At 59.0% G+C, this 23,109-nt stretch carries 28 protein-coding genes and 2 tRNA genes; 21 read left to right on the top strand and 9 right to left on the bottom strand.

Features of this window, described 5'->3' with window-relative positions:
- Nucleotides 1-132: 132 nt before the first annotated feature.
- Entirely contained in the window at nucleotides 133-924 is a 792-nt protein-coding gene (locus ACVWYP_RS30550; RefSeq protein WP_456684245.1) for a hypothetical protein, read from the top strand.
- Between the two features lies 1 nt (nucleotide 925).
- A complete protein-coding gene (locus ACVWYP_RS30545) occupies nucleotides 926-2,074 on the top strand; it encodes a hypothetical protein (protein WP_456684244.1) in 1,149 nt (382 codons plus the stop codon).
- A 1,246-nt stretch (nucleotides 2,075-3,320) separates the two neighbouring features.
- Here ACVWYP_RS30545 and ACVWYP_RS30540 read toward each other — a convergent pair.
- From ACVWYP_RS30540 to ACVWYP_RS30525, 4 genes are all read right to left on the bottom strand, one after another.
- Nucleotides 3,321-3,935: a hypothetical protein gene (locus ACVWYP_RS30540; RefSeq protein ID WP_456684243.1), complete on the bottom strand. Its 615-nt coding sequence runs from the start codon at nucleotides 3,933-3,935 to the stop codon at nucleotides 3,321-3,323.
- Nucleotides 3,936-4,111: 176 nt separating this feature from the next.
- Nucleotides 4,112-4,381: a type II toxin-antitoxin system YafQ family toxin gene (locus tag ACVWYP_RS30535; RefSeq protein WP_456684242.1), complete on the bottom strand. Its 270-nt coding sequence runs from the start codon at nucleotides 4,379-4,381 to the stop codon at nucleotides 4,112-4,114.
- Nucleotides 4,382-4,402: 21 nt separating this feature from the next.
- A complete protein-coding gene (locus ACVWYP_RS30530) occupies nucleotides 4,403-4,660 on the bottom strand; it encodes a type II toxin-antitoxin system RelB/DinJ family antitoxin (RefSeq protein ID WP_456684241.1) in 258 nt (85 codons plus the stop codon).
- A 162-nt stretch (nucleotides 4,661-4,822) separates the two neighbouring features.
- Nucleotides 4,823-5,221 carry a hypothetical protein gene (locus ACVWYP_RS30525; protein WP_456684240.1) on the bottom strand — a complete coding sequence of 133 codons (399 nt, stop codon included), beginning with the start codon at nucleotides 5,219-5,221 and terminating at the stop codon, nucleotides 4,823-4,825.
- A gap of 44 nt (nucleotides 5,222-5,265) precedes the next feature.
- Here ACVWYP_RS30525 and ACVWYP_RS30520 point away from each other — a divergent pair, with 44 nt between their 5' ends.
- The 5 genes from ACVWYP_RS30520 to ACVWYP_RS30500 all read left to right on the top strand — a co-directional run bounded on the left by ACVWYP_RS30520 (nucleotide 5,266) and on the right by ACVWYP_RS30500 (nucleotide 7,703).
- Nucleotides 5,266-5,871: a hypothetical protein gene (locus ACVWYP_RS30520; RefSeq protein ID WP_456684239.1), complete on the top strand. Its 606-nt coding sequence runs from the start codon at nucleotides 5,266-5,268 to the stop codon at nucleotides 5,869-5,871.
- Between the two features lie 609 nt (nucleotides 5,872-6,480).
- Entirely contained in the window at nucleotides 6,481-6,687 is a 207-nt protein-coding gene (locus tag ACVWYP_RS30515; protein WP_456684238.1) for a hypothetical protein, read from the top strand.
- A gap of 40 nt (nucleotides 6,688-6,727) precedes the next feature.
- Nucleotides 6,728-6,907 (top strand): hypothetical protein, encoded by a 180-nt coding sequence (locus ACVWYP_RS30510; protein ID WP_264641571.1) that lies wholly within the window; start codon nucleotides 6,728-6,730, stop codon nucleotides 6,905-6,907.
- A complete protein-coding gene (locus ACVWYP_RS30505; RefSeq protein WP_456684237.1) occupies nucleotides 6,904-7,461 on the top strand; it encodes a hypothetical protein in 558 nt (185 codons plus the stop codon). The genes ACVWYP_RS30510 and ACVWYP_RS30505 overlap by 4 nt, the downstream gene beginning before the upstream one ends.
- Entirely contained in the window at nucleotides 7,458-7,703 is a 246-nt protein-coding gene (locus ACVWYP_RS30500; protein WP_456684236.1) for a hypothetical protein, read from the top strand. Before ACVWYP_RS30505 ends, ACVWYP_RS30500 begins: the two co-directional genes overlap by 4 nt.
- A gap of 724 nt (nucleotides 7,704-8,427) precedes the next feature.
- Here the strand turns inward: ACVWYP_RS30500 and ACVWYP_RS30495 are convergent.
- Together ACVWYP_RS30495 and ACVWYP_RS30490 are read right to left on the bottom strand one after the other, a co-directional pair.
- Nucleotides 8,428-8,502 (bottom strand) — tRNA-Thr (locus tag ACVWYP_RS30495).
- Between the two features lie 192 nt (nucleotides 8,503-8,694).
- Nucleotides 8,695-9,132, bottom strand: coding sequence for a hypothetical protein (locus ACVWYP_RS30490; RefSeq protein WP_304495905.1), 438 nt, complete (start codon nucleotides 9,130-9,132; stop codon nucleotides 8,695-8,697).
- A gap of 197 nt (nucleotides 9,133-9,329) precedes the next feature.
- Here ACVWYP_RS30490 and ACVWYP_RS30485 point away from each other — a divergent pair, with 197 nt between their 5' ends.
- The 3 genes from ACVWYP_RS30485 to ACVWYP_RS30475 all read left to right on the top strand — a co-directional run bounded on the left by ACVWYP_RS30485 (nucleotide 9,330) and on the right by ACVWYP_RS30475 (nucleotide 11,294).
- Entirely contained in the window at nucleotides 9,330-10,079 is a 750-nt protein-coding gene (locus ACVWYP_RS30485) for a sulfite exporter TauE/SafE family protein (protein WP_304495904.1), read from the top strand.
- Between the two features lie 220 nt (nucleotides 10,080-10,299).
- Nucleotides 10,300-10,773, top strand: coding sequence for a hypothetical protein (locus ACVWYP_RS30480; RefSeq protein WP_057019618.1), 474 nt, complete (start codon nucleotides 10,300-10,302; stop codon nucleotides 10,771-10,773).
- A 95-nt stretch (nucleotides 10,774-10,868) separates the two neighbouring features.
- A complete protein-coding gene (locus ACVWYP_RS30475; RefSeq protein ID WP_210262718.1) occupies nucleotides 10,869-11,294 on the top strand; it encodes a hypothetical protein in 426 nt (141 codons plus the stop codon).
- Nucleotides 11,295-11,354: 60 nt separating this feature from the next.
- On the opposite strand, the gene rlmB is transcribed toward ACVWYP_RS30475, so the two are convergent.
- Entirely contained in the window at nucleotides 11,355-12,179 is an 825-nt protein-coding gene (gene rlmB / locus ACVWYP_RS30470; protein ID WP_304495903.1) for a 23S rRNA (guanosine(2251)-2'-O)-methyltransferase RlmB, read from the bottom strand.
- 309 nt (nucleotides 12,180-12,488) lie between these two features.
- On the opposite strand from rlmB, the gene ACVWYP_RS30465 reads away from it, so the two are divergent.
- The 6 genes from ACVWYP_RS30465 to ACVWYP_RS30440 all read left to right on the top strand — a co-directional run bounded on the left by ACVWYP_RS30465 (nucleotide 12,489) and on the right by ACVWYP_RS30440 (nucleotide 16,744).
- Nucleotides 12,489-12,574, top strand: a tRNA-Tyr gene (locus tag ACVWYP_RS30465).
- A gap of 511 nt (nucleotides 12,575-13,085) precedes the next feature.
- Nucleotides 13,086-13,373, top strand: coding sequence for a hypothetical protein (locus ACVWYP_RS30460; RefSeq protein ID WP_018272260.1), 288 nt, complete (start codon nucleotides 13,086-13,088; stop codon nucleotides 13,371-13,373).
- A gap of 662 nt (nucleotides 13,374-14,035) precedes the next feature.
- A complete protein-coding gene (locus tag ACVWYP_RS30455) occupies nucleotides 14,036-14,689 on the top strand; it encodes a hypothetical protein (protein ID WP_304495902.1) in 654 nt (217 codons plus the stop codon).
- A 102-nt stretch (nucleotides 14,690-14,791) separates the two neighbouring features.
- Complete coding sequence (locus ACVWYP_RS30450) at nucleotides 14,792-15,205, top strand: hypothetical protein (RefSeq protein WP_304495901.1); 414 nt, start codon at nucleotides 14,792-14,794, stop codon at nucleotides 15,203-15,205.
- A 28-nt stretch (nucleotides 15,206-15,233) separates the two neighbouring features.
- Entirely contained in the window at nucleotides 15,234-16,037 is an 804-nt protein-coding gene (locus tag ACVWYP_RS30445; RefSeq protein WP_304495900.1) for a nucleotide-binding protein, read from the top strand.
- Between the two features lie 44 nt (nucleotides 16,038-16,081).
- Complete coding sequence (locus tag ACVWYP_RS30440; RefSeq protein ID WP_304495899.1) at nucleotides 16,082-16,744, top strand: SOS response-associated peptidase; 663 nt, start codon at nucleotides 16,082-16,084, stop codon at nucleotides 16,742-16,744.
- A gap of 22 nt (nucleotides 16,745-16,766) precedes the next feature.
- Here ACVWYP_RS30440 and ACVWYP_RS30435 read toward each other — a convergent pair whose 3' ends face one another.
- Nucleotides 16,767-18,563 carry an ATP-binding protein gene (locus ACVWYP_RS30435; RefSeq protein ID WP_304495898.1) on the bottom strand — a complete coding sequence of 599 codons (1,797 nt, stop codon included), beginning with the start codon at nucleotides 18,561-18,563 and terminating at the stop codon, nucleotides 16,767-16,769.
- Between the two features lie 14 nt (nucleotides 18,564-18,577).
- The gene (locus ACVWYP_RS30430; RefSeq protein ID WP_304495897.1) at nucleotides 18,578-18,835 is read right to left on the bottom strand and encodes a hypothetical protein; all 258 of its coding nucleotides are present in this window, start codon (nucleotides 18,833-18,835) and stop codon (nucleotides 18,578-18,580) included.
- A 719-nt stretch (nucleotides 18,836-19,554) separates the two neighbouring features.
- Here ACVWYP_RS30430 and ACVWYP_RS30425 point away from each other — a divergent pair.
- The 5 genes from ACVWYP_RS30425 (at nucleotide 19,555) to ACVWYP_RS30405 (ending at nucleotide 22,500) form a co-directional block, all read left to right on the top strand.
- Nucleotides 19,555-19,779: a hypothetical protein gene (locus ACVWYP_RS30425; RefSeq protein WP_304495896.1), complete on the top strand. Its 225-nt coding sequence runs from the start codon at nucleotides 19,555-19,557 to the stop codon at nucleotides 19,777-19,779.
- The gene (locus tag ACVWYP_RS30420; protein WP_304495895.1) at nucleotides 19,763-20,026 is read left to right on the top strand and encodes a hypothetical protein; all 264 of its coding nucleotides are present in this window, start codon (nucleotides 19,763-19,765) and stop codon (nucleotides 20,024-20,026) included. The genes ACVWYP_RS30425 and ACVWYP_RS30420 overlap by 17 nt, the downstream gene beginning before the upstream one ends.
- Nucleotides 20,027-21,158: 1,132 nt before the next feature.
- Nucleotides 21,159-21,611, top strand: a complete 453-nt coding sequence (locus ACVWYP_RS30415; RefSeq protein ID WP_304495893.1) for an Hsp20 family protein — start codon at nucleotides 21,159-21,161, stop codon at nucleotides 21,609-21,611.
- A 398-nt stretch (nucleotides 21,612-22,009) separates the two neighbouring features.
- On the top strand, nucleotides 22,010-22,324 hold the full coding sequence (locus tag ACVWYP_RS30410) for a hypothetical protein (protein ID WP_304495892.1): 315 nt from the start codon (nucleotides 22,010-22,012) through the stop codon (nucleotides 22,322-22,324).
- Nucleotides 22,321-22,500 (top strand): hypothetical protein, encoded by a 180-nt coding sequence (locus ACVWYP_RS30405; protein WP_304495891.1) that lies wholly within the window; start codon nucleotides 22,321-22,323, stop codon nucleotides 22,498-22,500. The genes ACVWYP_RS30410 and ACVWYP_RS30405 overlap by 4 nt, the downstream gene beginning before the upstream one ends.
- The last annotated feature ends 609 nt before the right edge of the window (nucleotides 22,501-23,109 follow it).

The following is a 23,109-nucleotide window of genomic DNA, read 5'->3' as shown; positions in this document are numbered from 1 at the left end:
CGGCGAGCCGCCGACGACTATTCGAGTCGGAACGATCTACACGCCCGGTAACTATGACCCGAATGCGGTCACGTACTCCCACGACTTCTCGAAATTCTACAACAGCCTGGTTCATCACCACAGGGTTCGATAATGAGCGGCGCAGCAACCACGAAGCCATATAAAGACGGAAACGCTGGCTCCTTCAGCGGCCGAGAATGGGACGAGAGCGGGACTGGGACCGGGCCGTTCTCTGCAATGCCGGTGCTGAGCGACGGAGCTGGTGGGACACTTGCAAAGGCGGAGGACGCGCCAGCGGCGTCCGGCGACCCCGGTCTGGTTATCTTGGGCGTCCGGCGCGACACCGCAGCGTCGAGCTCGGGGACGGACGGTGATTATTCAACGTTCAATTTCGACTCGAGCGGGAAGCTTTGGGTTCATGCTGATGCGACCGTAACCGGCGGAATCGGCGGCGATACCGCCAATGATGCTGTTGATAGCGGCAACCCCGTTAAGGTTGGATCGAAGGCGATAGCCGGGCTGTCTACCGCAACACTCGTGTCGGCGGCTGATCGCGTTGAGAATTATGCTGGGCTTGATGGCGCCCAGATCACCCGCCCGCATTGTGGGCTAGAAGACATCGTCAGCGGAAACGCGGCTGATACTTCAGGCAATTCCACGTCATGCATATCGGCGCAGGGATCGGGCATCAAAACCTATCTGACGTCGGTCATCCTTTGCAACACGTCAGCCACGGCCATCACGGTCGATATCAAGGATGGCTCGACTGTGAAGGTCTCGCTCCCTGTCCCGGCCGGAGGAGGGTGCATTTTCAATCCTCCGGTGCCTATCCCAGGCACCGCCAACACGGCCTGGAATTTCGACGGTTCGGCTGCGGCAACGACCGTGACCTGTTCGATGGTTGGCTTTAAGTCAAAGGTCTGAGATGGCTCTTCAATCGCTTCCCGGCGCTAGGAATTTGCTTGGCCCTCTGCCGTATCTTGTGCCGTCGTCTGGTTTCAATGCCAACTTTATGACGGGCAATGGGAATGAAACTTACATCATCGGACGAATGCGGACGTCAGACGGCAATTCGCATACGATCGATACCACGGGTTCGTCAGCGATCGGCTGGCGCAATATCGGCGTGGTATTCTCTAGCGGCACGACGGTCCTCAATGTCGGTCTTGCCGCGGTAGATACGACGAACGGCTCTCCGGGTCGCCCGGTAAACAGTGCCGGCGCGACGACGTTCGACGTTAAATGTGCTCACACGACGGCGACCACTACGCCGGGTAATAACGCTTGGGTCACGAGCGTTCCGACGACAGGATCAAAGACGATCGCAGACGGCGATCTTGTCGCATTTGCGGTACAATACTCGGCGCTTGGTGGATCTGACTTCTGCCAGGTCGCGTATGGTCGCGCTGCGAGCAACAACAGCGTCCTATTCCCGTTTGTGGGCACGTACCAAGGATCGTTTTCCGGTGTTCAGGGCAGCGTCCCTGGGATCATCGTCGTGTTCAACGACGGTGCAATCGGCTATTTCGATGCCAGTGACGTCGTGTCGGTCTACAACAACCAGAACTGGAACAACACGTCCGGCACCAAAGAGTACGGGCAGCTGTATCAAATGCCGTTCCCGATGAAGGTGTGCGGCATGTACGCCTATATGTCAGGCAGCGGCGATCTCAATTTCAATTTATATAGCGACCCGTTCGGAACGCCTGTCGCCCAGGTCTCTCACGCCTACACGAACAAGATTTCGGTGACGACCGGCAACCCGGCGTGGATCTATGATTATTTCCCGACGCCGTACGCGGTCTCAGCGAACCAGCCGATCGGCGCCGTCATCCAACCGAGCGCGTCCACGAACGTGCAGCTATATTACAAGACGATCGCCAATGCCGCGCATCGCGCAGCCGACCCCTGGGGAACGAGCGGATACGGCATCAGCAGATCGTCCGGAGCATTCGCGAACACGAATTCAAGCCTCGACCACTACTATGTCGGATTGCTCGTCAGCGCATTTGACGACGCAACCGGAGGCGGCGGCGGCGGCGGATCAGGCGGCGGCTACGTGATCGGCTCCTAAAGACAACAGCAAGCGTCTCGACCACAGCGCGACGATCACCCACGTATTTCATTTCTCATCTTGGGTTGCTTGGGCAGTACGGAGACGATTCTCCATTCGTTATACTCGTAGAGCCCAGCCCAGTGGTGAACAAGCTTTCCGCATTGCCGGCATGCGAACGTCCCCGACGTATTGGTCTCGGTTGCGCTGCGTTCCTGGCTCGCTGAATAGACGATGCCGCAGCCGATACAGGTGAAATGAACGGTGACGAGAGGCGCCATAATGCCCTTGGCCTTCCTCTTGTTAACTTCATTGCGGAGTTCGCGCACACTCCAGCCATTTTGTTCGGCCAGACTGAGAAGAGCGCCCGGATCGGGCGTCCCAGCTGCTACTCTATGGTGTGTCCAGCTTAGATTTTCGGATCGATCCGAAAATTCAAATTTTTCTGAGACCCATTTGGCGTCCGCTAGAGACTGACGCAAGCGGGACGCGGCGCGTCAACGGCAAGGGCGAGCCTCTTTCGATTGCCGACCTCGTTGAGGAATGCCACAGCTTGCAACTGCATCGGCCCGCAACCCGGCGAAACCAAGTGCCCATGTGCACTGACGCGGGAGTTGGAGATGGGCCGGCGGATGATCGAGGAAGGCGTGAGAACTGGCCGCCAGTGGATTTATTGGGACAGGGGTTACAACCGCAGGGTCTTTGCAACGTTCTCTCAACAACCGAGCCCAGTCAGCGTTCCTAAGGACGTCCTGAATCGCCCTTTAGGCGCCCGGCTGTCCTACGAGTTGGTACGTAAAGGTATCTTACCTAGGGACAAGGCCCTAGCTTGACCGACTTCTTGGGTCGGAGCTGACATTGAAGCGCTACCTCTCGTGGGATTGCGGGCGGCTTCGCACTCGCGATCAACACCGAGGGCAGCGAGTGGGTGCTGGGCGAGCTGGCGTCTATTGAAAATGGCGTTCGCCGATTTGCTCGGAAAGAGATTAACTAGAGCGGCCATGAAAAAGGCCGCAGGCATTGCACCTGCGGCCTGTTTGTCCGGGAAAATTGTCTGTCAGTGCAATGACAATACTCCAGCCCCGGTAAGCTCAGGATCCCAGAACTCGTTGGTTGGTTGGAGTCCTTATCTCTGTTCCAGGCAACGGAACATTGCGGGCGTTGCACGGCCGCTACACAGCCTTTGGCCCGCCTGCCGGGTAGGTGGAACCCGCGCCCCTCCGGCAACTCGATTGGTCCTCAAACTGCCGGTGCCAATTCGGCATAATCACTCGCTAGTGAAGACGCTCGACGGGAAGCAGAGAGGGGTCACCTCGGTTCGGGGGTCATTCAGTGTCGCAGGATCATTCCGGTATTTTTCGACGGCGCGCCTCAGTCTGCGCTTCCTTTCAGTCCGACTGCACGAGGAGATACCGGGAAATGTGCTTCGGACAGTATCCAGATCGGTACCGGGCGCTAGCTTCTCTTCATTCAAAGCGTACCACCATATTTGGAAGACTTGAACGGGAAGCGGAAGCCTCCCCGTCACCGCATAATAATCCCACCATCCGACAAACAGCGCAGCATCATTCTTTGTGTCGTCGAAAGCAGCCAAGGTGTCGGCGTCGTCGCGCGGCTCTCCGCCTCTATCTTCCATGTGCTTGAACGCATTCCAATATTGGCGCTGTAAACGACGCAATTTTCCGATATCCAAATCCGGCACTGTTTCCAGCATGTGAGTGGAAAGTGTCGGAATGGCCGCGAAAGACGCTATTTTGTCGATTAACTCTCCGCCTCCGCACGCTAAGCATTGCACAGCGATGGGATCGCGGTCCCTGATGAAAAGATCGAGAGCGGTGCCGAGTTGATGTCGCGCAACGTCTAATTTCGTAAGCCTAGCCATCGAGCCCCCTCAATCGTTGTTCGCTATCTCTCATCCCTTAGTGAATGGCACTGCGCGCGCCCGACCCTGTCATGCCAGTTCGGCACGATGTGCACAGCGCCAGCCGCGCCACAGCCACACGCATGCTGACCTTCCCAGGGGTGTGGAAAGCGTCGCGGGCGGCGAGCGTCTTTCCTTTAGTCGAATAGTTCGGTGTGAGTACCGGTTCGCGCTAGCTGAAGTTCATCTCCATCATTGCGATAGATAAGAACCCAGTCGCCCTGAACGTGGCAGCCGCGGTAATTTTGCCACGGCCCCTTAAGAGGATGATCGTCATCGATGGGGGAGAGCGTCTGCCCATTGCGAAGTTTGTCGATCATGTTTTCAAGTTTATGCATGCGAAATCCGCGCTTTTTGCAAGCGCGGAGATCCTTCTTGAATTGGCCGGTGATTCGGAGTGGCTTCATGCACTCCGATACTTGAACGAACTAATCTAGTTCGTCAAAAAGTTGACTGGTGGGGCCGTGTACAACCTCACCGCCGCCGCGTTCTAGCTCTTCAAGGGCGGCAACCGTCGTGGCGTTGGGAACGCAAACGTCGAAGGGAAGCCCCTTCCGAAACGCCACCTGTCGGTAAAACAGGCCGATGGCATCAGACGCACTTATCCCGATGGCAGCAAAAATGCTTTCTGCCTTCGCCTTAACGACGGGTTCGATACGAGCGTTGATTGTTGCTGTCTTGGCCATAAGTCACCTCTCCAGGTGCGGCGGTACGATCACGGTGTTTGTGTCGCACGATCTCTTTTGTGGTGTGTTCAATGTAATCACGAACGCAGTACACGTGCAACACGTTCCGATGAAAGGACGAAGATTTAATTAACGGGCGATTCAAGCATATAAATCAATTGCTTATCGTTGACGGCTCTGTACGTACGGGGCCACATCGGCCCCATTCTGGCGACTGCGAGGCGACCGGTGTGTGAGGATTGCCACACAAGGGCACCGGGAAGCTAGCGCCTGGGATTCATCCGGGTGACGGCGCTGGATGGCATCTCCTGCGGCCTCGTCGATCTCCATGGCGCGGTAGAGCGTGATGTGGCGCTCGTCATCATCCTCGTTGCCCCAGCGTGAGAGCTGTGACGTGTCGACGCCGGTCAGGCCCGACACCGCGTGCTGTCCGCCGGCCTTCTGGACGGCAAGCTTCACAAGCCGCTTGGCTTCCTTCTTAAAATGCTCAACTGACATGGCAATTTCCGTCCCTGCAATTGACGTGACGGGGATTCGCTGAAGTAGTTCTTTGCTGGTCATTGAAAGGGGTAACTTCGATGACCCGCAAAACATGAGGTGAAGTCATGTCATTACGATCCGACAATCATTCTACCACAAAACTGTCTTCGCTGCTCCGCGACCCCTTCGTCGCCGCCGCCTTCAAGGCCGCTGAGGATGAAGGCACGGTCGAGGTATACGTCGGCCGCGACAAAGACGGCGCGCTCGTCTCGGCATTCCGTCCGCGCACCCTCGACGGCGGCGCCAGTCGCGTCGCGCCTCATGGACGCGGCACAGCGCAGGCGCATTCACCTACTGAGCTGGAAGCCGTCCGCCAAACTCCTCACATAGCGCCCGGCCGCTATATTCCGACAGGCTTCCAGAATCTGGCCATCATACCTGTTCATGTGGGACGATCGTATTCCGTCGCTGTAAATGAACCCCTGTCTTCCGCTGTAGCCACCGTACCCGTTCTTTGCGTTTACAAAACCGCAGACAACGGTGTCCATGCCATTCTGAAGAGCGACGAGGTCAGAGAACTGAGCCGAGTCCGGATCTTTAAGAATATCGCGCGTCGCGGATTGCGCGCGTGTGAGCACGTCATTGTCCGGCTTCGATTGCACGATAACGGGCGGTTGAGTTGCTGGTTGTGCCTGTACGACGGCAGGCGGCTGTCGAGGTTCTGGTTGTGATTGTGCTGCGACAGACTTCGGCGCAGCGGCCTGCGCCGCCATGACTTCTGGTCTTGGCGCATCGGCCACAAGGGTGCGCTGCGAAGTCCACGTGCGGACAATGAAACCAAGTAACGACACACAAATGAGGCCCAGCACCACAACAATGATTTGCTCGAACCGGCTCATTTTAGGCCCCAGCCCTTGGCCACTCGGATAACTGAGCGACGGCCGCAAAAGGCAATAAGCACAGAATGGCTGTTTTGATCCGCTCGCATCATCTCCCCCAACGCTGGTAGATTTCCGCAACCAAAGGTGGAGGGCAAGGCGGGGTTTCTACGGGGTCACTTCTTCAGAAACCCTTGCTTCCGAAGGTGTTCGGCCAGCAGCTTCTCAACATAAGAGGCGACTGATCGGCTGTCAGCCTCCGCGGCCTTCTCGACAGCGATCTTTACCTCGTCAGTGACACGCACTGATATTGCTGATGTTTTTGGCATAAAGAGTGCAGTTGTGTGCAATTGACATTCATTGCGATGGGTGTAGTATGCACTCAGTTGCACACAAATGCAACGGCCCGCCGAAGTGCTGTAACACCACGACGGGCCTCACTCGAGCCGATGAGGTTGATTCATGGCCCAAGCTACCCAACAGTCTACCACAAAACCGCTTTCTTCGCTCTTCCGCGACCCTGTGCTGCGCGCCGCCTTCGAGGCCGCCGAGCGTGACGGAATGACCCCTTCGCTGGTCGAGTCCGACCACCCGCGCCTGCTGAACGGCGGCGCGGCGGAGGTGATCCCGGAGACCGGCCGGCGTGTTCTGACAATGGCGGAGGTCTGAGATGGCAACTCCGTCATTCACAAGCACGAAGCGTGACCCCTTGGGCGAACTGATCATGGAAGCCTTCAACAACGTGATCCAGCGCGAGCTGGCGGAGGAGGATGCGGTTCGCGACGAGATCAAGCAGCGCGGCACCTATTGGGCCGCATCTGAAATTTGGAAGCTGCGCCGTCAGGTCGCGTCGCTTCGTCGTGCGGCAAAGGAAAGGGATGAGCAATGAAGACACCCAGCAAAAACGCCCCAGAGCTTCACAGGCGCGCCGTTCTGGCCGGCCTTGCCGCAGCGGCCCCGGCCGCCGCACTCGCATCGGTGCCCGCCTTGTCCGCATCGGCGGCGCCGCTGGGCCCGTCTGATGCAAGCCCCGAGTTGCGCGATACCGCCTGCGCCTTAGACGAGGCCCACGAACGCCTGAAAGCAGCAAAGGCCCGCTTCGCTGCCGATGACCTCAAGATGTCAGACTGGCGGGAGAAAAATCCAGAGCCGCTAAGCAAGCGGGGCCGCAAGAGGTGGGCGCGCAAGTGGCGCGAACATCAGGAGGCTATAGCGGGCGAAAGCTGGCGAGCCCAACTGGACGCGGAAAGGGATTTTCGGGCCGCTCAGACGGCGGTTGCGGGGGTCCGGCCACGGGATATGCGCGAACTGGCGCTGAAGGCCTGCCTCTCGGGCGTATATGACCCAGTGCCACTGGCCGGCTATCTTGGTGGTGCCGGGGTAATCGGATTCTCCGTAGCCTTCGACCTGGTCGGTCTTATGAACCCGGTGGTGGCGTCATGATCGCCAACAACAACACCATTGACGACTGCGATGCCATCATTGACCACGCCACACTGCTGTGTGTGCTTACGACCGCCCCAGACGCAGAGACCTGCTTAAACCAGATGAATCGCCTGATGTGGGTCATCATCGAGCACGCGGCGGCGATCAAGGAGCGCGAAGTTGAGAACCACGTACCAAGTCTGCCGCCTAGGCCGAAATTGTCGGTAGTGCACCGGCCAGAACCGCGCGATCGGACCTGAGCGAGGTCCCAAGAAAAGACGCCGCCGGTCTCAGAAATATGTGCCCGGCGGCGTTCATTCCAAAACCTGGGCCCTGAAAATTCCCAAGCGCGAGCAAACGTCAATGCCTGCGCCCGGGTTGCTATTTCAGCGGGCTTCCCGGTTCAAGGCCGGACGCGAGACGGTAGGAACCTTTCGTGTTTTTCCGCCTAAAGCGATTCGGGGGCGGCTTTTCGTTTGTGGAGGTGAAAGATGATAAGGCCTGTCCGTCGCTGGTCCGCTGAAGAAATCGAAAAGCTAAAAGCTATGGCGGGCAAACTACCTGCCGGCAAAATTGCCGAGCAATTGGGCCGCGGCCCTATGTCGGTTGCACTGAAGGCGCACCAGCTCAAAGTCTCTTTGCGAACGCGCGGCGACAGTTCTTCGACCAAACCCCGGTAGCGGTGGCCTCCGCGGGAACAAGTGGCGATGTCGGGGAGTCGTCATATGCTCCCGGACAGGTGGCGCCCTCGACCGGGAGTTAGTGGTGGCCCCGGCGCGCCCGCGCTGGGGTCGCTTTTGATTGGGGCCCAATTTCAGAACAAACGCTAAACTGCCGTGTTGCGCCCGTGTTGCACGGAGTGATTTGTAGGCGTCGGTAATGCGTTGATTTTGCTGGTATCGGTTGGCGACGACCTGCAACACGAAAACGGCTAGTAGAACGAAATTGAAACGGTCTAAGCTTTTGATTTTTTGTGGTAAATCGTGGTGCCGGCTGAGGGGATTGAACCCCCGACCTTCAGTTTACAAAACTGCTGCTCTACCGCTGAGCTAAGCCGGCGAATTGGGAATGATTTGCGCGCTCGCATAGCAGACTTGGCGCGCCAGAGCCAGAACCAAGGCCAGCACCGCCAAGGCCAGAGCCCGAAGGCCGGAACGTGCGCGCCCCGGATTCCATCATTCGGCGCGCATCGGCCCGGCAGCAAAAGGCGGCCCGCAGGCCGCCCTTTGCGCCGTCGGCCTGTCAGCTGAGCTACTGGCAGGGATGCTGGCGGCCGTCGCTGCCGCGGAACCAGGTGCCGGGGGTGCAGACAAAGCCGTTCTGCCGGGCATATTCGGCGCCGCCGATCGGGGCGCGGGCATAGTCGGGGCCGCCGAACGGGGCGGTGGCGACCGCAGCCGCTGTGCCGACCGCGCCGCCGACGACGCCACCGGCCACGCGGGCCGCGGCGTCGACGGGCGCGAACGGGCCGGGGTCATAGCGGTTGTAGCTGCCCTGCCAGTCGCGGTCCCGCCGATCGATGCGCTGGTGATAGGCGGTGCGGGTGCCTGGTGCCATCGCCTGGCATCGGGCGTCCGGCCAGGCATTCGAGCAGCGCGCGGCGGTGCCGATCGTCTGTTGCGCCATCGCCGGGCTCGCCAGTGCCGAGGCGAGCAGGGCTGCTGCGCCGAGGATTCTGAAGTGTGTCATGCAAGGCCTCCTCTCGTCGTGGTGAACGGCTAATTTCGCTGTGCAGCGCTCGTTCCGTCGTGGCCTTGCCCTGCGTTCAAACCAGTGTGAAGTTCCGCAGGCCCGTGCGCATGATGCGTTCCGGAGCATGCTGCCTTGGACGAGAATTGCGTGTACAGCGGTGAGCGAACTGGTGTCGGTGCCGACGCGGGGGATTGATGTTCGGAATCTTGAGTCTTGGCTTTCTGCTCGGCATGCAGCATGCGCTGGAGCCGGATCATATCGCGGCGGTATCGAGCATCGCGGCCCGCCGGACCCATGTCGGTGACATCGTCAAGCACGGGCTGACCTGGGGGCTTGGCCACACGCTCACTTTGTTCATCTTTGCCGGCGCCGCGATATTGCTCGGGCGCGCGATCCCGGAAACGGTCGCACAGCCGATCGAGACCGCGGTCGGCATCATGCTGGTCGGCCTCGGCGCGCATGTGTGGTGGCGGCTGTGGCGCGACCGCGTGCACTTCCACACCCATTCGCATGGCGACGGCACCACGCACTTCCACGCCCACAGCCATGCGGGTGAAGCCGCGGCGCGTGCGTCCACCGTGGCGCATGCGTCCACCGTGGCGCGTGCGTCCACCGTGCCGCACGTCCGCGCCGCGCACTGCCATGCGCACGGCTTCCGCTGGCGCACGCTCCTGGTCGGCCTGATGCACGGCATGGCCGGCTCGGCGGCGCTGTTGGTGCTGACGGTGTCGCAGGCCCCAAGTCCAGTGATCGGGCTCGGCTATGTCGCGCTGTTCGGCATCGGCTCGATGATCGGCATGGGCGTGCTGTCCAGCGTGATCGCGGTGCCGCTCGCAGCCTCGGCGCGCTGGCTGACCTGGGCCAATCGCGGCCTGCAAATGGCGGTCGGCGCGGTCACGATCGCGATCGGCGTCCACTCGATCGTCGAGAACGCCTTCACCTGACGGGCAGGCGGCTCCTTGTTTGAGCGTGAAAACCGCTTCGCACTTTTCCGGATCATGCTCCCGGGGCGCCCGTTAACGATTTCTGATTCCGCACGGCCGCATTGACCGGATGCCGATGCTTACGCGTTAGGCTTACCGGCAGTTTGGCCGGCGTCCTTAACCCTTCCGCCAAGCCGTTGGATTAGGTTGCGGGTGAAACAATTCGGGACGCTGGGTGAACATGCGCGCAAGTCTTGCGCTGGCGATATTGGCTGCGATGAGCTCGACGGCGCTGGCCGGCGGCGGCTTCGACATTGTCGTGCCGGTGCGGCCCGGCGTGCCGATCATCATTAACGGCGTCGACGCCTCCTACGCCGTGGTCGAAAGCGCGATGGGGCTCGCCCGCAACGAGTCGATGGTGCCGACCGTCTATGGCGGCCGCCCGATCGATCCCCAGCCGAATGTCGGCCACTATTATCCGAGCCTCGGCCGCATGCCGGGTTACGGCCGCCTCGAGATCGAGCCGCCGGCCAACCGCCGCCTGCCCAAGCCGGCCGAGAGCTATCATCAATCGTGGGGCGCGGAATCGGCTCCGCTGCCGGCACAGTCCAACGTGCCGGTCGATCCGCCGCCGGTGATCTACGCGCCGGAGTTCAACGGGCCGCGGCCGCTGCCGCGCCCGTTCCCGCGGCCACCGCGACCCCGAGGATTCTGAAATCGACTGCCCGAAATCAAGAGCCCCGCGAAACGGGGGTCCTGAATAGCCATCAAGAGCTACGCGACGAACAGAGAGACCTACAGGAGAGAGTAATGCGTCAAATGATCAAAGGACTGATTGCGGCGGTGGCCGTCATGCTGAGCGCGCCCGCAATGGCGTGCGGTTTCAACCCTTGCGGCTATTCCGCGCCCGTCGTGAATTACGGCTGCGGTGGTTGCGGTGGCTACGGCTACGGCTACGGCTACGGTTACGGCGCCGTCGAACGTCTGCCCGACCCGGATGCCGCTTATCCCAGCGCGGCGCAGCAGTACTATTACGTCAACCAGGGACCGACCTACACCGGTCCGGGCAACTGGGCACCGCGCCCGTACTACCGCGAAGGCTACGGCCGCCCGTATTACGGCTATCGCCGCTATGGCTACCGTCACTACGGCTACCGCCATCACTACGGCTACCGTTCGCACTACGGCTATCGCTACGGCCGCTACGGCCATCCGGTCCTGCGCCGGTACTACTGATCCGGCGATCGATCGAAGACATCAACGCCCGTTCGCGTCACGCGAGCGGGCGTTTGTCGTTCACATCAGCCCAAGCCGGGTGGCGCCGATATAGAGCGCGAGCACACAGGCGTTCGACACGTTGAGGCTCTTGATCTCGCCGGGCATGTCGAGGCGGGCGACGAGGCGGCAGGTCTCGCGCGTCAATTGCCGCAAGCCCTTGCCTTCGGCGCCGAGCACCAGCGCGAGCGGCGCTTGCAGCGCGGCCTTGCCGAGATCCTCGGTGCCCTCGCTGTCGAGGCCAACGGTCTGGAAGCCGCGCTCGTTCAACTCGTTCAGCGCGCGCGCCAGGTTCTGCACGGTGACAACAGGCACGAGCTCGAGCGCGCCGGAGGCGGACTTCGCCAGCACGCCGGTCGCCTCCGGGCTGTGACGGGCGGTGGTGACGATCGCCTTCACAGCGAACGCCGCGGCCGAGCGCAAGATGGCGCCGACATTGTGCGGATCGGTGATCTGGTCGAGCACCAGCACGATGCCCTCCAGCGCCAGCGTGTCGATGCCGGGCGAGGGCAGGGGATCGGCCTCCGCCAGGAGGCCCTGATGCACCGCATCGGGGGTGAGGCGCCGGTCGATGTCGCCGGGCCGGACGATCTCGGGCGCGACGCGGGTCGCGATGTTTTCGTCGGCGAGGCGCTTGGCCGCGTTCTCGGTGAGGTAGAGCTTGCGGATATGGCGGTCGGGGTTGGCAAGCGCGGCCGACACCGTGTGCCAGCCATAGAGAATCACCGGCCCGTCGGAACCGGATTCGCGATCCCGCCAGGCCGGCGGGCGGCCGAATTTCGGCGCTTTTTGGAAGGGTTTACCGCCCTTGCCTCGGAAATTGGGTTTGCGGTCGCGATCGCTCATGTGAGGCTTGTGTCACGGCTTCTGAATATTGGCAATTTTACACAGCGTTTTCGAGCGAAGTGGGGTCCGGTTCGCGGGAAGAAAACGCGACAAAACAAGAATCTAGCCGCAAGACTCACGACTTTGGAACAGAGATCGCCCGAGCCTGCAAAAGTATCCCAAATAGGCCGCTGGCTTGGTTGACTTTGGGGACCGCCTTCCCCCATAAACGCGCCCGACCGCGCACCCGCTTCGGGGCGGCCGGTTATCAGCGTCATTTCGATGACCCGGTCCGCCGCCACTCGCGCGGCCGGTCTGATGCTGTTGGACGGGGGAGTGTCCCGAGTGGCAAAGGGAGCTGACTGTAAATCAGCCGCCTCATGGCTTCGCAGGTTCGAGTCCTGCCTCCCCCACCAATCAAATCAAACACTTACATGGCTTGCCTTCCACGTCATCCCGATCGCCTCGAATGGTGGAAGGATGGTGGAAGGATTGGGAGCCTGTAGTAGCGGGAACCCGGTAGCCGGGGACTAGCGGCGTTCGTGCCCAAGGGTCTGGCCGGAACGTTTCCCGCTGTTCACGGCTTAAGGGACTAGCCAGCGCGGCGCGCGGTCCCTGATGGTTCATCCGCCAGCCCCGGAGATCAGGGACCGCGCACTTCGCCGCGCGGCCACCTTCCGCCCGCAATTCTCCCGGCTTGAATATCGCGGACAACCAAGATCGAGCCACCATCCGGCCCGAGCGAGGCCATGAAGGCGAACAACGGTCGTGATGCCAGCAGCGGCGAGGCAGCGCGGTCCCGGCCATGAACCCTCAGCCAGTCCCGGACGGGACCGCGCCCTCGTATCGCCCAAATCAGTCATCGTACCACGCACTGGCCCGCGTGTTTCTTTGCGTCGTTCAAGAGGCTGAAACGGCGGTGGCGGCATGAGTATGTTTCTTGTTTTCGGACATGCCTTCAGCGCGTCCATTGAGCCGAAGATCGCGCATCTTCTGCACGATCGCGAGGCCTTTAAGAAGGCATTCGCGGCTGGGTTTGAGGAGGCGGCTGCTGCCGGATTCGATGCCGTGGATAAATTGCCGGTCGTGCTTGATGACGCGCTAATCAGAACAACCTTCCAAGTGCTGGTAGATAAGTTCAATCGATCAAACGACACAGCGGAGCGGCGTAAAATCGTCGCCGAAATACTGAAGTTGGCGGAGTCGGCAAAATGATCACAACCGCCGACATCGAATTGCGCGCCCTCGTGATGCCCGAATCTGAATCGCTGATGGAGTAGCCGGAAACTCACACTTTCGGCATGGCTTGACGGCCCGGCCGACCCCAGACTACCCCAAGGTCGGGCCGCCTTTTTTCTAATTTTCAGCAGGAATATTACAATATTACAGCGCATTGGAGCGCACGAATTCGCCCGTAGGGTTTCCACCGATCACATCCCATCTCAGAGCTAACGTTTTGCTGTGGAGCGACCGCCCAACAATGCTGACGCGGATCGGCGTCATGCGAGCATTGAACAAGCACGAGCCGGTGCCAACAGTCGCATCGAAAGCGGGCTGGGACGAGAAGGCCCGTAGTATCACGGCCCACTTCCACACGCGCCGCGAGTTGCGCTAGCATCACAACCCACGCGAGCCGACGAGGAGGGGCGCGAGTGTCGAGTGAGATGAAGGAGATCGTACAGCTTACCCTAAGAGGCGGTGAGAGTCGCAGAGCAAGGCTGGTACGTCGCCTCCGCCGTGTAGAAGGGTGGCGCAGAGCGCGTTTTCAACGCCTCTTGGATGGACATGATCGAGAACGAGCCATCAGGGCCGCGCGGCTCTATCTTGAAGTCGGCACCCGTCGCATGGCCGTTGAGCGCGAACTGATCTCGTGAAGCATGATGAGTGATATTCCGGAGATTTTTAACCCAACTACTTGGGATTGGTTGTCGATATGGAAGGCTGCCATTGGAGCCGGGCTTGGGACGGCGACAGTTCAAGGAGGCGTTGCTCTTTATCGGGACCGAACGCAGAAGAATGAGAAGGCCGCTTACCTTGCCTTGCGCCTAGCGGTTCTATTTGAGGGCTATGCTTCCAAATGCTGCGATTTTTACTTCGACAATTTGAACGCAGTAGAGCCTCCGGATGAACCTTACCCAGCTTGGCGGACCGATTTGCCCGAAATGCCCGACCTTCCAGACGATACCGAGGCTTGGCGTGCGATGGACAAGAAGCTGCTGGCCAGATGTTTGGAGTTTCCCAATCGAGTTCGCGCAAGCCAGAACGCTATCGAGTCGTGCGCTGAGTACACAATGGACTATCTCGGAGTGACTCTTTATGAACAAGCGTCGGCCCGTGGCGTCGAAGCCTACGAGATCGCGGTGTCGCTGCGATCGATCTACAAGCTTGGTCAGGCTGAACCCGTGTTCGACTACTACAGCGTACTTCAAAAGGTTCTGATTGCGTCTAGGCAAGAGCGCGAAGAATGCGAGAGGTCTCAAGCGGAATGGCTACAAGAGCTTTCAGCGAGAGAGAGAAGCTTCCCAGATTGAAGGATGATTTCCACACCCCGACCACAGGTATCTCATAGGGCTGCCCAGCCCCAACTGATTGATAGTTTGCCGAGTGCACGCCGCCGCGCTTTGATAGTCAGCATGGGTAGCAGATCACGAGAGACCATCTACGGCGCGTCGGTCAGGGCGGCAGCGGAGCGGGCGACCGAGTCGCGAAAGGTAGCCGACCGGCTCGCCTGCGAAGCTTGGAACGCTCGCATGCGCGCCTTTCAGGGACCTGCCCAGCCGTCGCCAGCGCTGGGCGACGCCATCAACGCAGGCTACATCTACCTTGAGGTGAAGTGCTTGGGCTGTGAGACTCACCAGACCGTAGCGCTCGATATTGTGCGCCGACCCAAGACGACGCCGGTCCACGAGTTGGAGCGATACATGCGCTGCAAAGATTGCTCAGATGTCCGGGGCTACCCGTACAAGCGCAGCCATCTTGTCGCGCTGCGTCCGACCAAGATTTCAGCCAGCAATCCGGCCTCCACGTGTTGGCCGGGAGAACGATAATGTGCCAAGGCCAATTTGGGGGTAGACCATGGCCAAGATTAAATCTGCAAACGACATCAGATCGGACATCGAGCGCCTGCGAAGACGCAAGACCGAGATTGAGTCCCTCGATCCATCATCTTTGACCAAGTACGATTCCAGAGTCGATGCGCTGCAGGCGTCGCTCGATGAGGCGTACTACAAGACATTTGGCGGGGTGAATGATCGATACAATAGATATCGACGCACCATATATTGGGCGCAGGATATTCCCTCGTTCGGCGGGGGAACCAGTGAGGCCGAATATCGAACAGACGTTGTAAGGGGAAAGAACGAAACCCTCACAATGCTGGACGCTGCCCTAGCGATGCTGAACGAAGAGTTGCTGGACACAAGCCCCGATGGTTCGCCTGCACCACAAGGCGAGACTGCCAGTGGAATCGTGTTCATCGGTCATGGTCGCTCGCCACTGTGGCGTGAACTAAAAGACTTCTTGGAAACACGACTGACACTGAAGGTCGTGGAATTCAACAGTGTGCCAACAGCTGGCGTCGCGACAGCCGAACGCCTAACCGAAATGTTGCAAAGCGCATCGTTTGCCTTCCTTTTGATGACCGCAGAGGATGCGCAGCCCGATGGAAAAACTCGCGCCCGCGAGAATGTCGTTCATGAAGTGGGACTGTTCCAAGGGAGGCTCGGCTTCAAGAGAGCGATAATATTGCTCGAAGACGGATGCGAGGAGTTCTCAAACATCCATGGCCTTGGTCAAATTCGATTCCCCAAAAATGCTATCAGTTCCAAATTTGAAGAAATCCGTCTTGTGTTGGAACGTGAAAAGATCACCTCAAGCTAGACGAGCCTCAACGATTGGGATCGCAACGCTATCCTGAGGCAGACATGTGCAATCTCTATTCGATCACGACGAACCAAGCCGCGATCCTCAACCTGTTCCGCGTGGTCAATCGCTACGTCGGCAATCTAGCTCCGATGCCGGGAGTGTTTCCCGACTACCCCGCGCCCGTGATCCGAAATGCCGCCGATGAGCGCGAGATGATCATGATGCGCTGGGGTATGCCGCCACCGCCGCGCACAGGCGGACCACCGGTCACCAACATCCGCAACACCTCATCACCGCACTGGCGCGGCTGGCTCAAGCCCGAGAGCCGATGCCTAGTGCCATTCAACAGCTTCGCTGAATACGCGCCGGAGCCCAACCCGGAGACCAAGAAGAAGGACGTGGTGTGGTTTGCGCTCAGCGACGACCGACCGCTCACGGCCTTCGCGGGCATCTGGACCGAATACAAGGGCGACCGGGGTACCAAGTCCAAGCCAATCCCCGGACCGCATCTAGTCTACGGCTTCCTGACAACCGCGCCTAATGCGGTGGTCGAGCCGATCCATCCCAAGGCTATGCCGGTGATCTTGACGACCGAAGAAGAGCGCGACGTGTGGATGCGTGCGCGTTGGGACGAGGCAAAGGCATTACAGCGACCATTGCCCGACGAAGTGTTAGAGATCGTTGCTCGCGGAGCAGACAAAGAGGATCTGGCGGTGGTGTGAATCAACGCGAACAACGATTCGTCTATGCCGCATCCACATCAGTTCTCGAAGTACGCAATGCTTTCCCTATAGCGCGGCGAATGTTCTGCATCGCATCGCCAAAATTGTCCGCTGCCATACTAAGACTTTCGGGAGACGAGGCAGTTTCGAGAGCCTTTTGGTCCCATTCCTTGTTTAGCTGCTTCGCTAGGGCATAAACCACGGTGCGACCCACCCTCAAAATCATCGAGTCTTGGGCATGTTGCTGGACGAGCGTCCGCATCGTATCGAGATCGCTAGTCCCCGCATATTCAGCTTCCAGCTGCGCTCGCATTTCGCCGATGGCGGGATATTGCATGTTGACGAAAAGCTGTCCGGCTTCCATCACATAACGCGCTGCCCGACCCTTGAGTCCTTTTTCGTCGATCTCTTCATCCGTGTTCAGCGGGATGATCTCAGGCGCACGTTCGAGATTCTTGAACATTTCGGCGCGCTTCGCCCCGGTCGGGATGACTGAGAGATCGGTTGGCCTTGCCTTCTGTCCCGGCCCCCCGTTTCCGCTGTTCACGCCGGGCACAGCATCAATCGCTGGGCCGACGCCTTGAGAAACGTTTGTTCCTCCCTGTGGCGTAACTTTCGGGGAGACTCGCCGAACACGCAGCTGATTAAGAAGCCGTTGCAGTTCATCTCGTATCTGATCGCTGGTTCGACTGTCTGGAGCGAATGAATGGATCACTTCAATGAGCCACGGCGGTCGATTGTCGCGCACGAGGTCGGCGAAGTCACTCGCCTGAAGGCGCGATTGATCACCGGCAGCATACTGCAAAAACTGACGGTAAGCCTCTGAGACTACCGAAAAGGATTCAGGTAGTTCGATGTGAACTGAGATGTGCTTTGCGCCGAACGGTATGCCGAATATTGGTGCGTCGAACGTCCACTGCCGTCCCTTTTTCAAGTCATACATCTCGTCGCGATATACGACCGCACAAGTGCTAACGGCAGATGCAATCGCGCCGCTAATAGACTTATTGTGTCCTGTTCCGTTGTACTGGGCGTCATACAAATAGTGGATTTTGATTCCACCCGCGACCGACACTGTCTCGTAACGCTCAAAGTACCGCAACCGGGCGGGGATAGTTTCAAACTGGCGGTTGCCATCCAGCTTGTTAGTGCCTTTCAAAAGAGTGACCTTGACCCCATCTGGCAATCGATAAAAGCGATGATAGAGGTAGGTGGCCAGCCATTGAGCATCCTGTTCTGGATCGCCATTGTAGGGATTTTTCACCGTGTCCTGCTCGATCTCGTTGCCTAACAAGACGACTTCAGTCCAGTCCTCATCCAGGGATCGCCCATCCTGCAGAGCAATTTCTGTAACGTCTAACACTTCGATGAACGTGTCGGTCTCAGGATCGTAGCGGCGCAAGCGGCCATACACGTCATCTCGCTTACAAAGGATCACTTCGTGTACGCGGCCATTCTTGCAGGATCGATAACGCATCCCCCTTTGATTGGATGGTAAAGACGCAACCTTTGCGCCCATACCAAAATTCCCCGTAAGACTTTTCTGCTTACCGAGGGAGGACGCGATGTTGCAAATCTTGAGCAACTCATGATCGTCCATTCCGGGTCCTGTGTTCCAAATCGCTAATTTGTCCACGCCGTCCATCGGAAGCGCGCTGATTTCTACGAAGCGCCTTGTTTCTGGAGCGTGCCGCGCGGCTTCTAGCGCGTTCATCATCAGTTCACGGACCATCATCAACTTGGGACAACGCTCTATAAGGGTTGCCACCAAAAAATCTTCGTCCGCGACTTGCAGCGCGGTAACGGCGCTCGTGCTCATGTAATGATTGCCCCTTAAAGTTTAAATCCACCGCCAGACTTGCCGCGAGGTGATTCAAATCGCGCTTCCACGCCGGCAATGGCATCCTTCAAGGCGCGGATGATCTTGCGGACTTCGGCATCTTCAAAATCGTAGATTTGCCGGTTCGATAAATTTCCGATGCGCAAAATTGTCTCGATGGCCTTGTTCGTCCGCGCCTCGGCCAAACTTCGAAACTTTTCCCGCTTTCCGGTTGTCGGATCACGTCGCCGTTTTCTTACGATTGCATCCACGGCATATTCTCCAAATATTTGCTTGTACAGTACGTACCGCCTGTCAGAATATTCGTCAACTATTCGCCGAATATTTGATGCTTTTCTGCAGGATATTGATGCAAAATGCGACTTGCCCAGCGACGCAAAGCATTGATTTAACGGGCTTTTAATCGGCGGCTGTCCCCCGTGGATATGTGGAAAGGCGGCTTCAGCCGGTCATGTCTGGCTCCCTAATTGAGGCCGCCGCGCCGCTGTAGGGTCCGGCAGGTCGATTATTTTGGCCTGATCAGCGCGTAGGGCGTGCCGTAATTCACGAATGGCAATTTCGCATTCTGCCAGTTTGACGCCGATGTGATGGTCGTCAGCTGACCGTCGATCATTCGCCGCCCGCAATGTCCGTCTTTCAAACCCACCTGATCTCGATCCGCGTTCGTGCCCGCGCGCAAGCAGGCCATGTGGGACCGCGTGGCGAGAAGCTGCCTTCTCAACAGCCGTCGTCGCTATGCGCTGTCCCTGCGGCGCGGCGTTTGATAGCCACCGTCCGGCCGAAAGCCAGATTCACACCCCTCACATCTATGCTGCGCAAAGGCGCGATGGAATTCGACGATGAAGATGAGGGAAGACCGCCGTGGGCGGCCACGGAGAAGGCCGCGCCAGGATGATCCCAAGTGCCGCAGCTAAAGGGCGGTTCGGCCGATCCGAGGAACGCTGACTGAACTTGATTGTTAGGAGGCATTATGACGCCTCCCGTCACCGTTCATTTCACCTGTATTGGCTGCGGCATCGTCTATGCAGCGATCCAGGAACGCAGCGCAACCGAGACCAATACGTCCGGGACGTTCGAATGCCGGCAATGCGGAAAGCTTGTTCATCACTGGGCCGGGCTCTACGACTATAACGAATGGAGAATCGCCTCCGTACTGCCCAAGCAACCCAAGATGAGAAATGAAATACGTGGGTGATCGCCCCTACTCCGACCCCGAGAAAGCCGCACGCAGGATCATGGAGCACGCCCGAGCGTTCGAGCCGGTGCAGGACGGCAGGATCTACATCGAGAAGATCAACTACCCAATGATCTATCAGGACAAGGCGACGCCAGCTGAATACTGGGCCGGCTTGCAGTACGCCAAGGATCAGGGCTGGCTCGAGTACCACGAGAGCGGGACGTTCGTGAGGATGCTGCAGCCGGGCAAAGAACTGCTTCCCTGATGCCAGCGTCTACCGGACGAGGATCAGTCGGCCGCTTAGGCATGCACGGCAACCCTATTGGACCTTTAGTTGCTTGCCGCGATGACCAACTAACATCATGATGGGCGCGGGCGGCGCCTCTCTCGCAGCGTCGCACAAGGCCCCAGCACCGGCCTCTAGGCCCCCAGGGTGCTGGGGCCGCTTTTTGCGATCGTCCGAGCGCCAAGGACACCGGAACTTTTCTCCTTTTCGGGATTTTTGCTGTTTTTGGGGCAGAAATCGTTAGCGTTGGAGAGAGGAGCCATGAAGCGACGACGCCGGGTCAAACAGGTTTTCCCACTTGAAGAGCGCCTTTCCAGAGAAGCCCAAGAGCTTCGCCGACGGGCGAAGAAACTTCCCCCCGGTCGAGAGCGTGAGATATTGTTGAGGAAGGCGCGGGAGGAAGAGATTACCGCGCATTTGACGGAATGGCTGATGTCAGCCGGCCCACGGGTCCCCATCTAGGAGGGGTCACCATGCAGGCGAACTACCATCACCTCGACGGCATTGAGATCGCCTTTGTCTCCGGGGCGGCGGCGTCATTTGTGGCGCTCGTCGCCCTTTTGGTTTGGCCGCTGATGTGAGCAGGCAATGATGTCAGCGACCGAAAACGGCCCCAGCGCGGTCAAGCGCGCCGAGGCCGAGTTGCCATGATTACCTTCACGCCAAAACTTGCACTCGGCCGGTTAGTTCCTATTTTTTGGCGTCCTGCTGGCGCAAACGGCCGAGCTTCGACGAAGCAATCGATCGCACTGTTCGCCTGACAAGAAGCGGCCCCAGCGACCGTGGAAGCTGGGGCCAGTGTGTCTGGGCGTTTCAGTGCCGGTAGCGGTACGGCACCGAACCGGGCGATCAATGCCAGCGTAACCGCTTCGTTCCTACGCAGTCCGCTGAAAAAATACCGCCGTCCTGAGCAGTGGAAAGGCCGATATCCGTTGTATATTTTTTTTCTTGGATGTTCTTGACACCGCCAAATCGCGTTCTAATTCCATTTGCGCGCGGGTCATCCGTTAAGGAGGGCCGGCGCCCTGGACGCCCAATCGGGTCCAGGCAAACGGGCACCGGTCGTGTCCGGTGCTTCTCATACCCATCTTGCTCTTTGGAGGATTTGGCTATGCGCACATACGACTTCTCTCCCCTGTTCCGGTCGACAATTGGATTCGATCGCCTCTTCGACCTGGCCGAAACGGCCCAGCGAGCCACCGAAGACAACTACCCGCCCTACAATATCGAACGACTTTCGGATGACCGCTACCAGATCGCGCTCGCGGTCGCCGGCTTCGCGCCGGACGAGATCTCCGTTACCGCCGAGCAGAACGTCCTGACGATCGAAGGCAACAAGGTCGAAAAAGCTGACCGGGATTACCTCTATCAAGGCATCTCGACTCGCCGATTCAGACGGCAATTTAGCCTGGCCGACCATGTTCTGGTGAAGGATGCCGCGTTTGACAACGGTCTACTCAAGATCGAGCTGGCGCGCGAAATTCCGGAAGCCATGAAGCCGCGGCGGATCGCGATCAACTCGCAGCCGAGCCGGCCGCGACAGCTTGAGTCCGCTGCAGCCTGACAGCCGCGAAGCCGCGTCCGGATCTGCCGCACGCGGCTTCAATCATTCATTCTCGTCTTTGAACGGAGGCAAACATGCGGCCGACGACCGCGAACGTGATTTCCGTGTATGTTTCTGACCGCAAAGAGGCGCGGTTTAGTCATCCCCGAGATGTCCTGGCTGATCTGTCCCTGACCACGGAAGAAAAACGCGCTCTCTTGGCGTCATGGGCGTCTGACGCTGCCGCGGTTCCGTGCCGTCCCGGCTTACGGGCACCACGGGATCTACGATCACCGGTCAGGCTCGAGGCTATTCTCGACGCCCTATGCCGTCTCGACAGCGATCCTCATCATCCGCCGGGAGGTAGACCCCGTCGTCTTCGCTCAACCGCGCGTCCGCTCGCCGCTTAGGAGGGTGACATGAACGACATCAACCTTCCGAAACACATTGTGGACAGGATCGAAGCCCGCTGGGGCGCCCGGCAGGTCTCGACAAAAGAAAAGCGCGAGGTCATCGACCGCCAGCTCGAACAGCTTCGGGCGCATCGCAACAACATCCAGCGGTATCGATGGCTACTCAGCACACAGCTGAGCGACCTTGAGCGCAACTTCATCGAACGACGTCTGTCCGAGGAATCGTCGGCGATGGAAAATCTGGCCGCTGACATTCCCCCTCTCGTCCATGAACGGCCACCACCTGGCACTGCCGGTCGATCGGAAGGTGCCCTACCATGAGCACGACGCAATTTCTGATACGTGGAAGCCAGAAGGTAATCAGTCACTATCTGTCTTTGTTGGACACAGCCGAATCGGAACAGGAGCGGGAGACGTTCGCGAAAAGGATCGAAGAAGAGAAGCGCAACCTGGAACGGCTGCAGGCTGATCTCGCTCGGTCAGCCCAAGCGGCCTGATCAGTTACCGTTCAAGGCAACGTGGGCGGCAAGGCTTAGACGGCATGAGAACGCCAATATCGGTGAAGGACCTGGAGTTGATCGCGCTGCGCGAAATTCGCTGTTTTCCCGGCGGTGAATATGTGTGCCATGTGGAAGTTATTCCATCGAACGCTGACTGGAGACTTCATGCGACGGTCAGGGACGGCGCCGATCTCAACCGAATCCAGCACGCCGCGGGAGCCACGACGTTTAGATTGAAGCATCGGTATCAACTAAGAACCGATTGGTGACGACTTCAACTGCGAGGGGCAGCAAAGGCCCCCTCACTCCACTCTGAAGAAAGCGGCCCCAGCATCCGGATCATGCTGGGGCCAAGCCAAATCGCCGAGCCGCTGTCCACCGAGAAGCAGCGGTCGTTGTTCTAGGGCTGAAACAACACGAAATGAAAATCGCGCGCCCTGTTACCAGATCATCCCAACAACGTCCGGTCCCGGAAATAACTCGTGTGAATCTCGGAGAGACAAATTGCCGCTTTTTCCTGTCCAAAGCGACTGTCCCAATGAAAATGAACGCGACTGTGCCCCGGGTCTTCGGGGGCAAGAGCCGGGGCACGTTCCACTCGTCCAT

Source organism: Bradyrhizobium sp. USDA 3262, assembly GCF_054060035.1.
Note: the sequence above shows the minus strand (reverse complement) of the source record. Positions and strands in the feature narration are given on the sequence as shown.

What these genes read in the sequence shown, in the direction of transcription:
- ACVWYP_RS30450 (WP_304495901.1), top strand. Translation starts at nt 14,792, where the DNA reads ATGGGTAGCAGATCACGAGAGACCATCTACGGCGCGTCGGTCAGGGCG.
- ACVWYP_RS30405 (WP_304495891.1), top strand. Translation starts at nt 22,321, where the DNA reads ATGAGCACGACGCAATTTCTGATACGTGGAAGCCAGAAGGTAATCAGT.
- ACVWYP_RS30475 (WP_210262718.1), top strand. Translation starts at nt 10,869, where the DNA reads ATGCGTCAAATGATCAAAGGACTGATTGCGGCGGTGGCCGTCATGCTG.
- ACVWYP_RS30445 (WP_304495900.1), top strand. Translation starts at nt 15,234, where the DNA reads ATGGCCAAGATTAAATCTGCAAACGACATCAGATCGGACATCGAGCGC.
- ACVWYP_RS30545 (WP_456684244.1), top strand. Translation starts at nt 926, where the DNA reads ATGGCTCTTCAATCGCTTCCCGGCGCTAGGAATTTGCTTGGCCCTCTG.
- ACVWYP_RS30505 (WP_456684237.1), top strand. Translation starts at nt 6,904, where the DNA reads ATGAAGACACCCAGCAAAAACGCCCCAGAGCTTCACAGGCGCGCCGTT.
- ACVWYP_RS30460 (WP_018272260.1), top strand. Translation starts at nt 13,086, where the DNA reads ATGAGTATGTTTCTTGTTTTCGGACATGCCTTCAGCGCGTCCATTGAG.
- ACVWYP_RS30530 (WP_456684241.1), bottom strand. Translation starts at nt 4,660, where the DNA reads ATGGCCAAGACAGCAACAATCAACGCTCGTATCGAACCCGTCGTTAAG.
- ACVWYP_RS30500 (WP_456684236.1), top strand. Translation starts at nt 7,458, where the DNA reads ATGATCGCCAACAACAACACCATTGACGACTGCGATGCCATCATTGAC.
- ACVWYP_RS30415 (WP_304495893.1), top strand. Translation starts at nt 21,159, where the DNA reads ATGCGCACATACGACTTCTCTCCCCTGTTCCGGTCGACAATTGGATTC.
- ACVWYP_RS30480 (WP_057019618.1), top strand. Translation starts at nt 10,300, where the DNA reads ATGCGCGCAAGTCTTGCGCTGGCGATATTGGCTGCGATGAGCTCGACG.
- ACVWYP_RS30455 (WP_304495902.1), top strand. Translation starts at nt 14,036, where the DNA reads ATGATGAGTGATATTCCGGAGATTTTTAACCCAACTACTTGGGATTGG.
- ACVWYP_RS30540 (WP_456684243.1), bottom strand. Translation starts at nt 3,935, where the DNA reads ATGGCTAGGCTTACGAAATTAGACGTTGCGCGACATCAACTCGGCACC.
- ACVWYP_RS30535 (WP_456684242.1), bottom strand. Translation starts at nt 4,381, where the DNA reads ATGAAGCCACTCCGAATCACCGGCCAATTCAAGAAGGATCTCCGCGCT.
- ACVWYP_RS30520 (WP_456684239.1), top strand. Translation starts at nt 5,266, where the DNA reads ATGTCATTACGATCCGACAATCATTCTACCACAAAACTGTCTTCGCTG.
- ACVWYP_RS30435 (WP_304495898.1), bottom strand. Translation starts at nt 18,563, where the DNA reads ATGAGCACGAGCGCCGTTACCGCGCTGCAAGTCGCGGACGAAGATTTT.
- rlmB (WP_304495903.1), bottom strand. Translation starts at nt 12,179, where the DNA reads ATGAGCGATCGCGACCGCAAACCCAATTTCCGAGGCAAGGGCGGTAAA.
- ACVWYP_RS30485 (WP_304495904.1), top strand. Translation starts at nt 9,330, where the DNA reads ATGTTCGGAATCTTGAGTCTTGGCTTTCTGCTCGGCATGCAGCATGCG.
- ACVWYP_RS30525 (WP_456684240.1), bottom strand. Translation starts at nt 5,221, where the DNA reads ATGACCAGCAAAGAACTACTTCAGCGAATCCCCGTCACGTCAATTGCA.
- ACVWYP_RS30550 (WP_456684245.1), top strand. Translation starts at nt 133, where the DNA reads ATGAGCGGCGCAGCAACCACGAAGCCATATAAAGACGGAAACGCTGGC.
- ACVWYP_RS30490 (WP_304495905.1), bottom strand. Translation starts at nt 9,132, where the DNA reads ATGACACACTTCAGAATCCTCGGCGCAGCAGCCCTGCTCGCCTCGGCA.
- ACVWYP_RS30425 (WP_304495896.1), top strand. Translation starts at nt 19,555, where the DNA reads ATGACGCCTCCCGTCACCGTTCATTTCACCTGTATTGGCTGCGGCATC.
- ACVWYP_RS30515 (WP_456684238.1), top strand. Translation starts at nt 6,481, where the DNA reads ATGGCCCAAGCTACCCAACAGTCTACCACAAAACCGCTTTCTTCGCTC.
- ACVWYP_RS30410 (WP_304495892.1), top strand. Translation starts at nt 22,010, where the DNA reads ATGAACGACATCAACCTTCCGAAACACATTGTGGACAGGATCGAAGCC.
- ACVWYP_RS30440 (WP_304495899.1), top strand. Translation starts at nt 16,082, where the DNA reads ATGTGCAATCTCTATTCGATCACGACGAACCAAGCCGCGATCCTCAAC.
- ACVWYP_RS30420 (WP_304495895.1), top strand. Translation starts at nt 19,763, where the DNA reads ATGAAATACGTGGGTGATCGCCCCTACTCCGACCCCGAGAAAGCCGCA.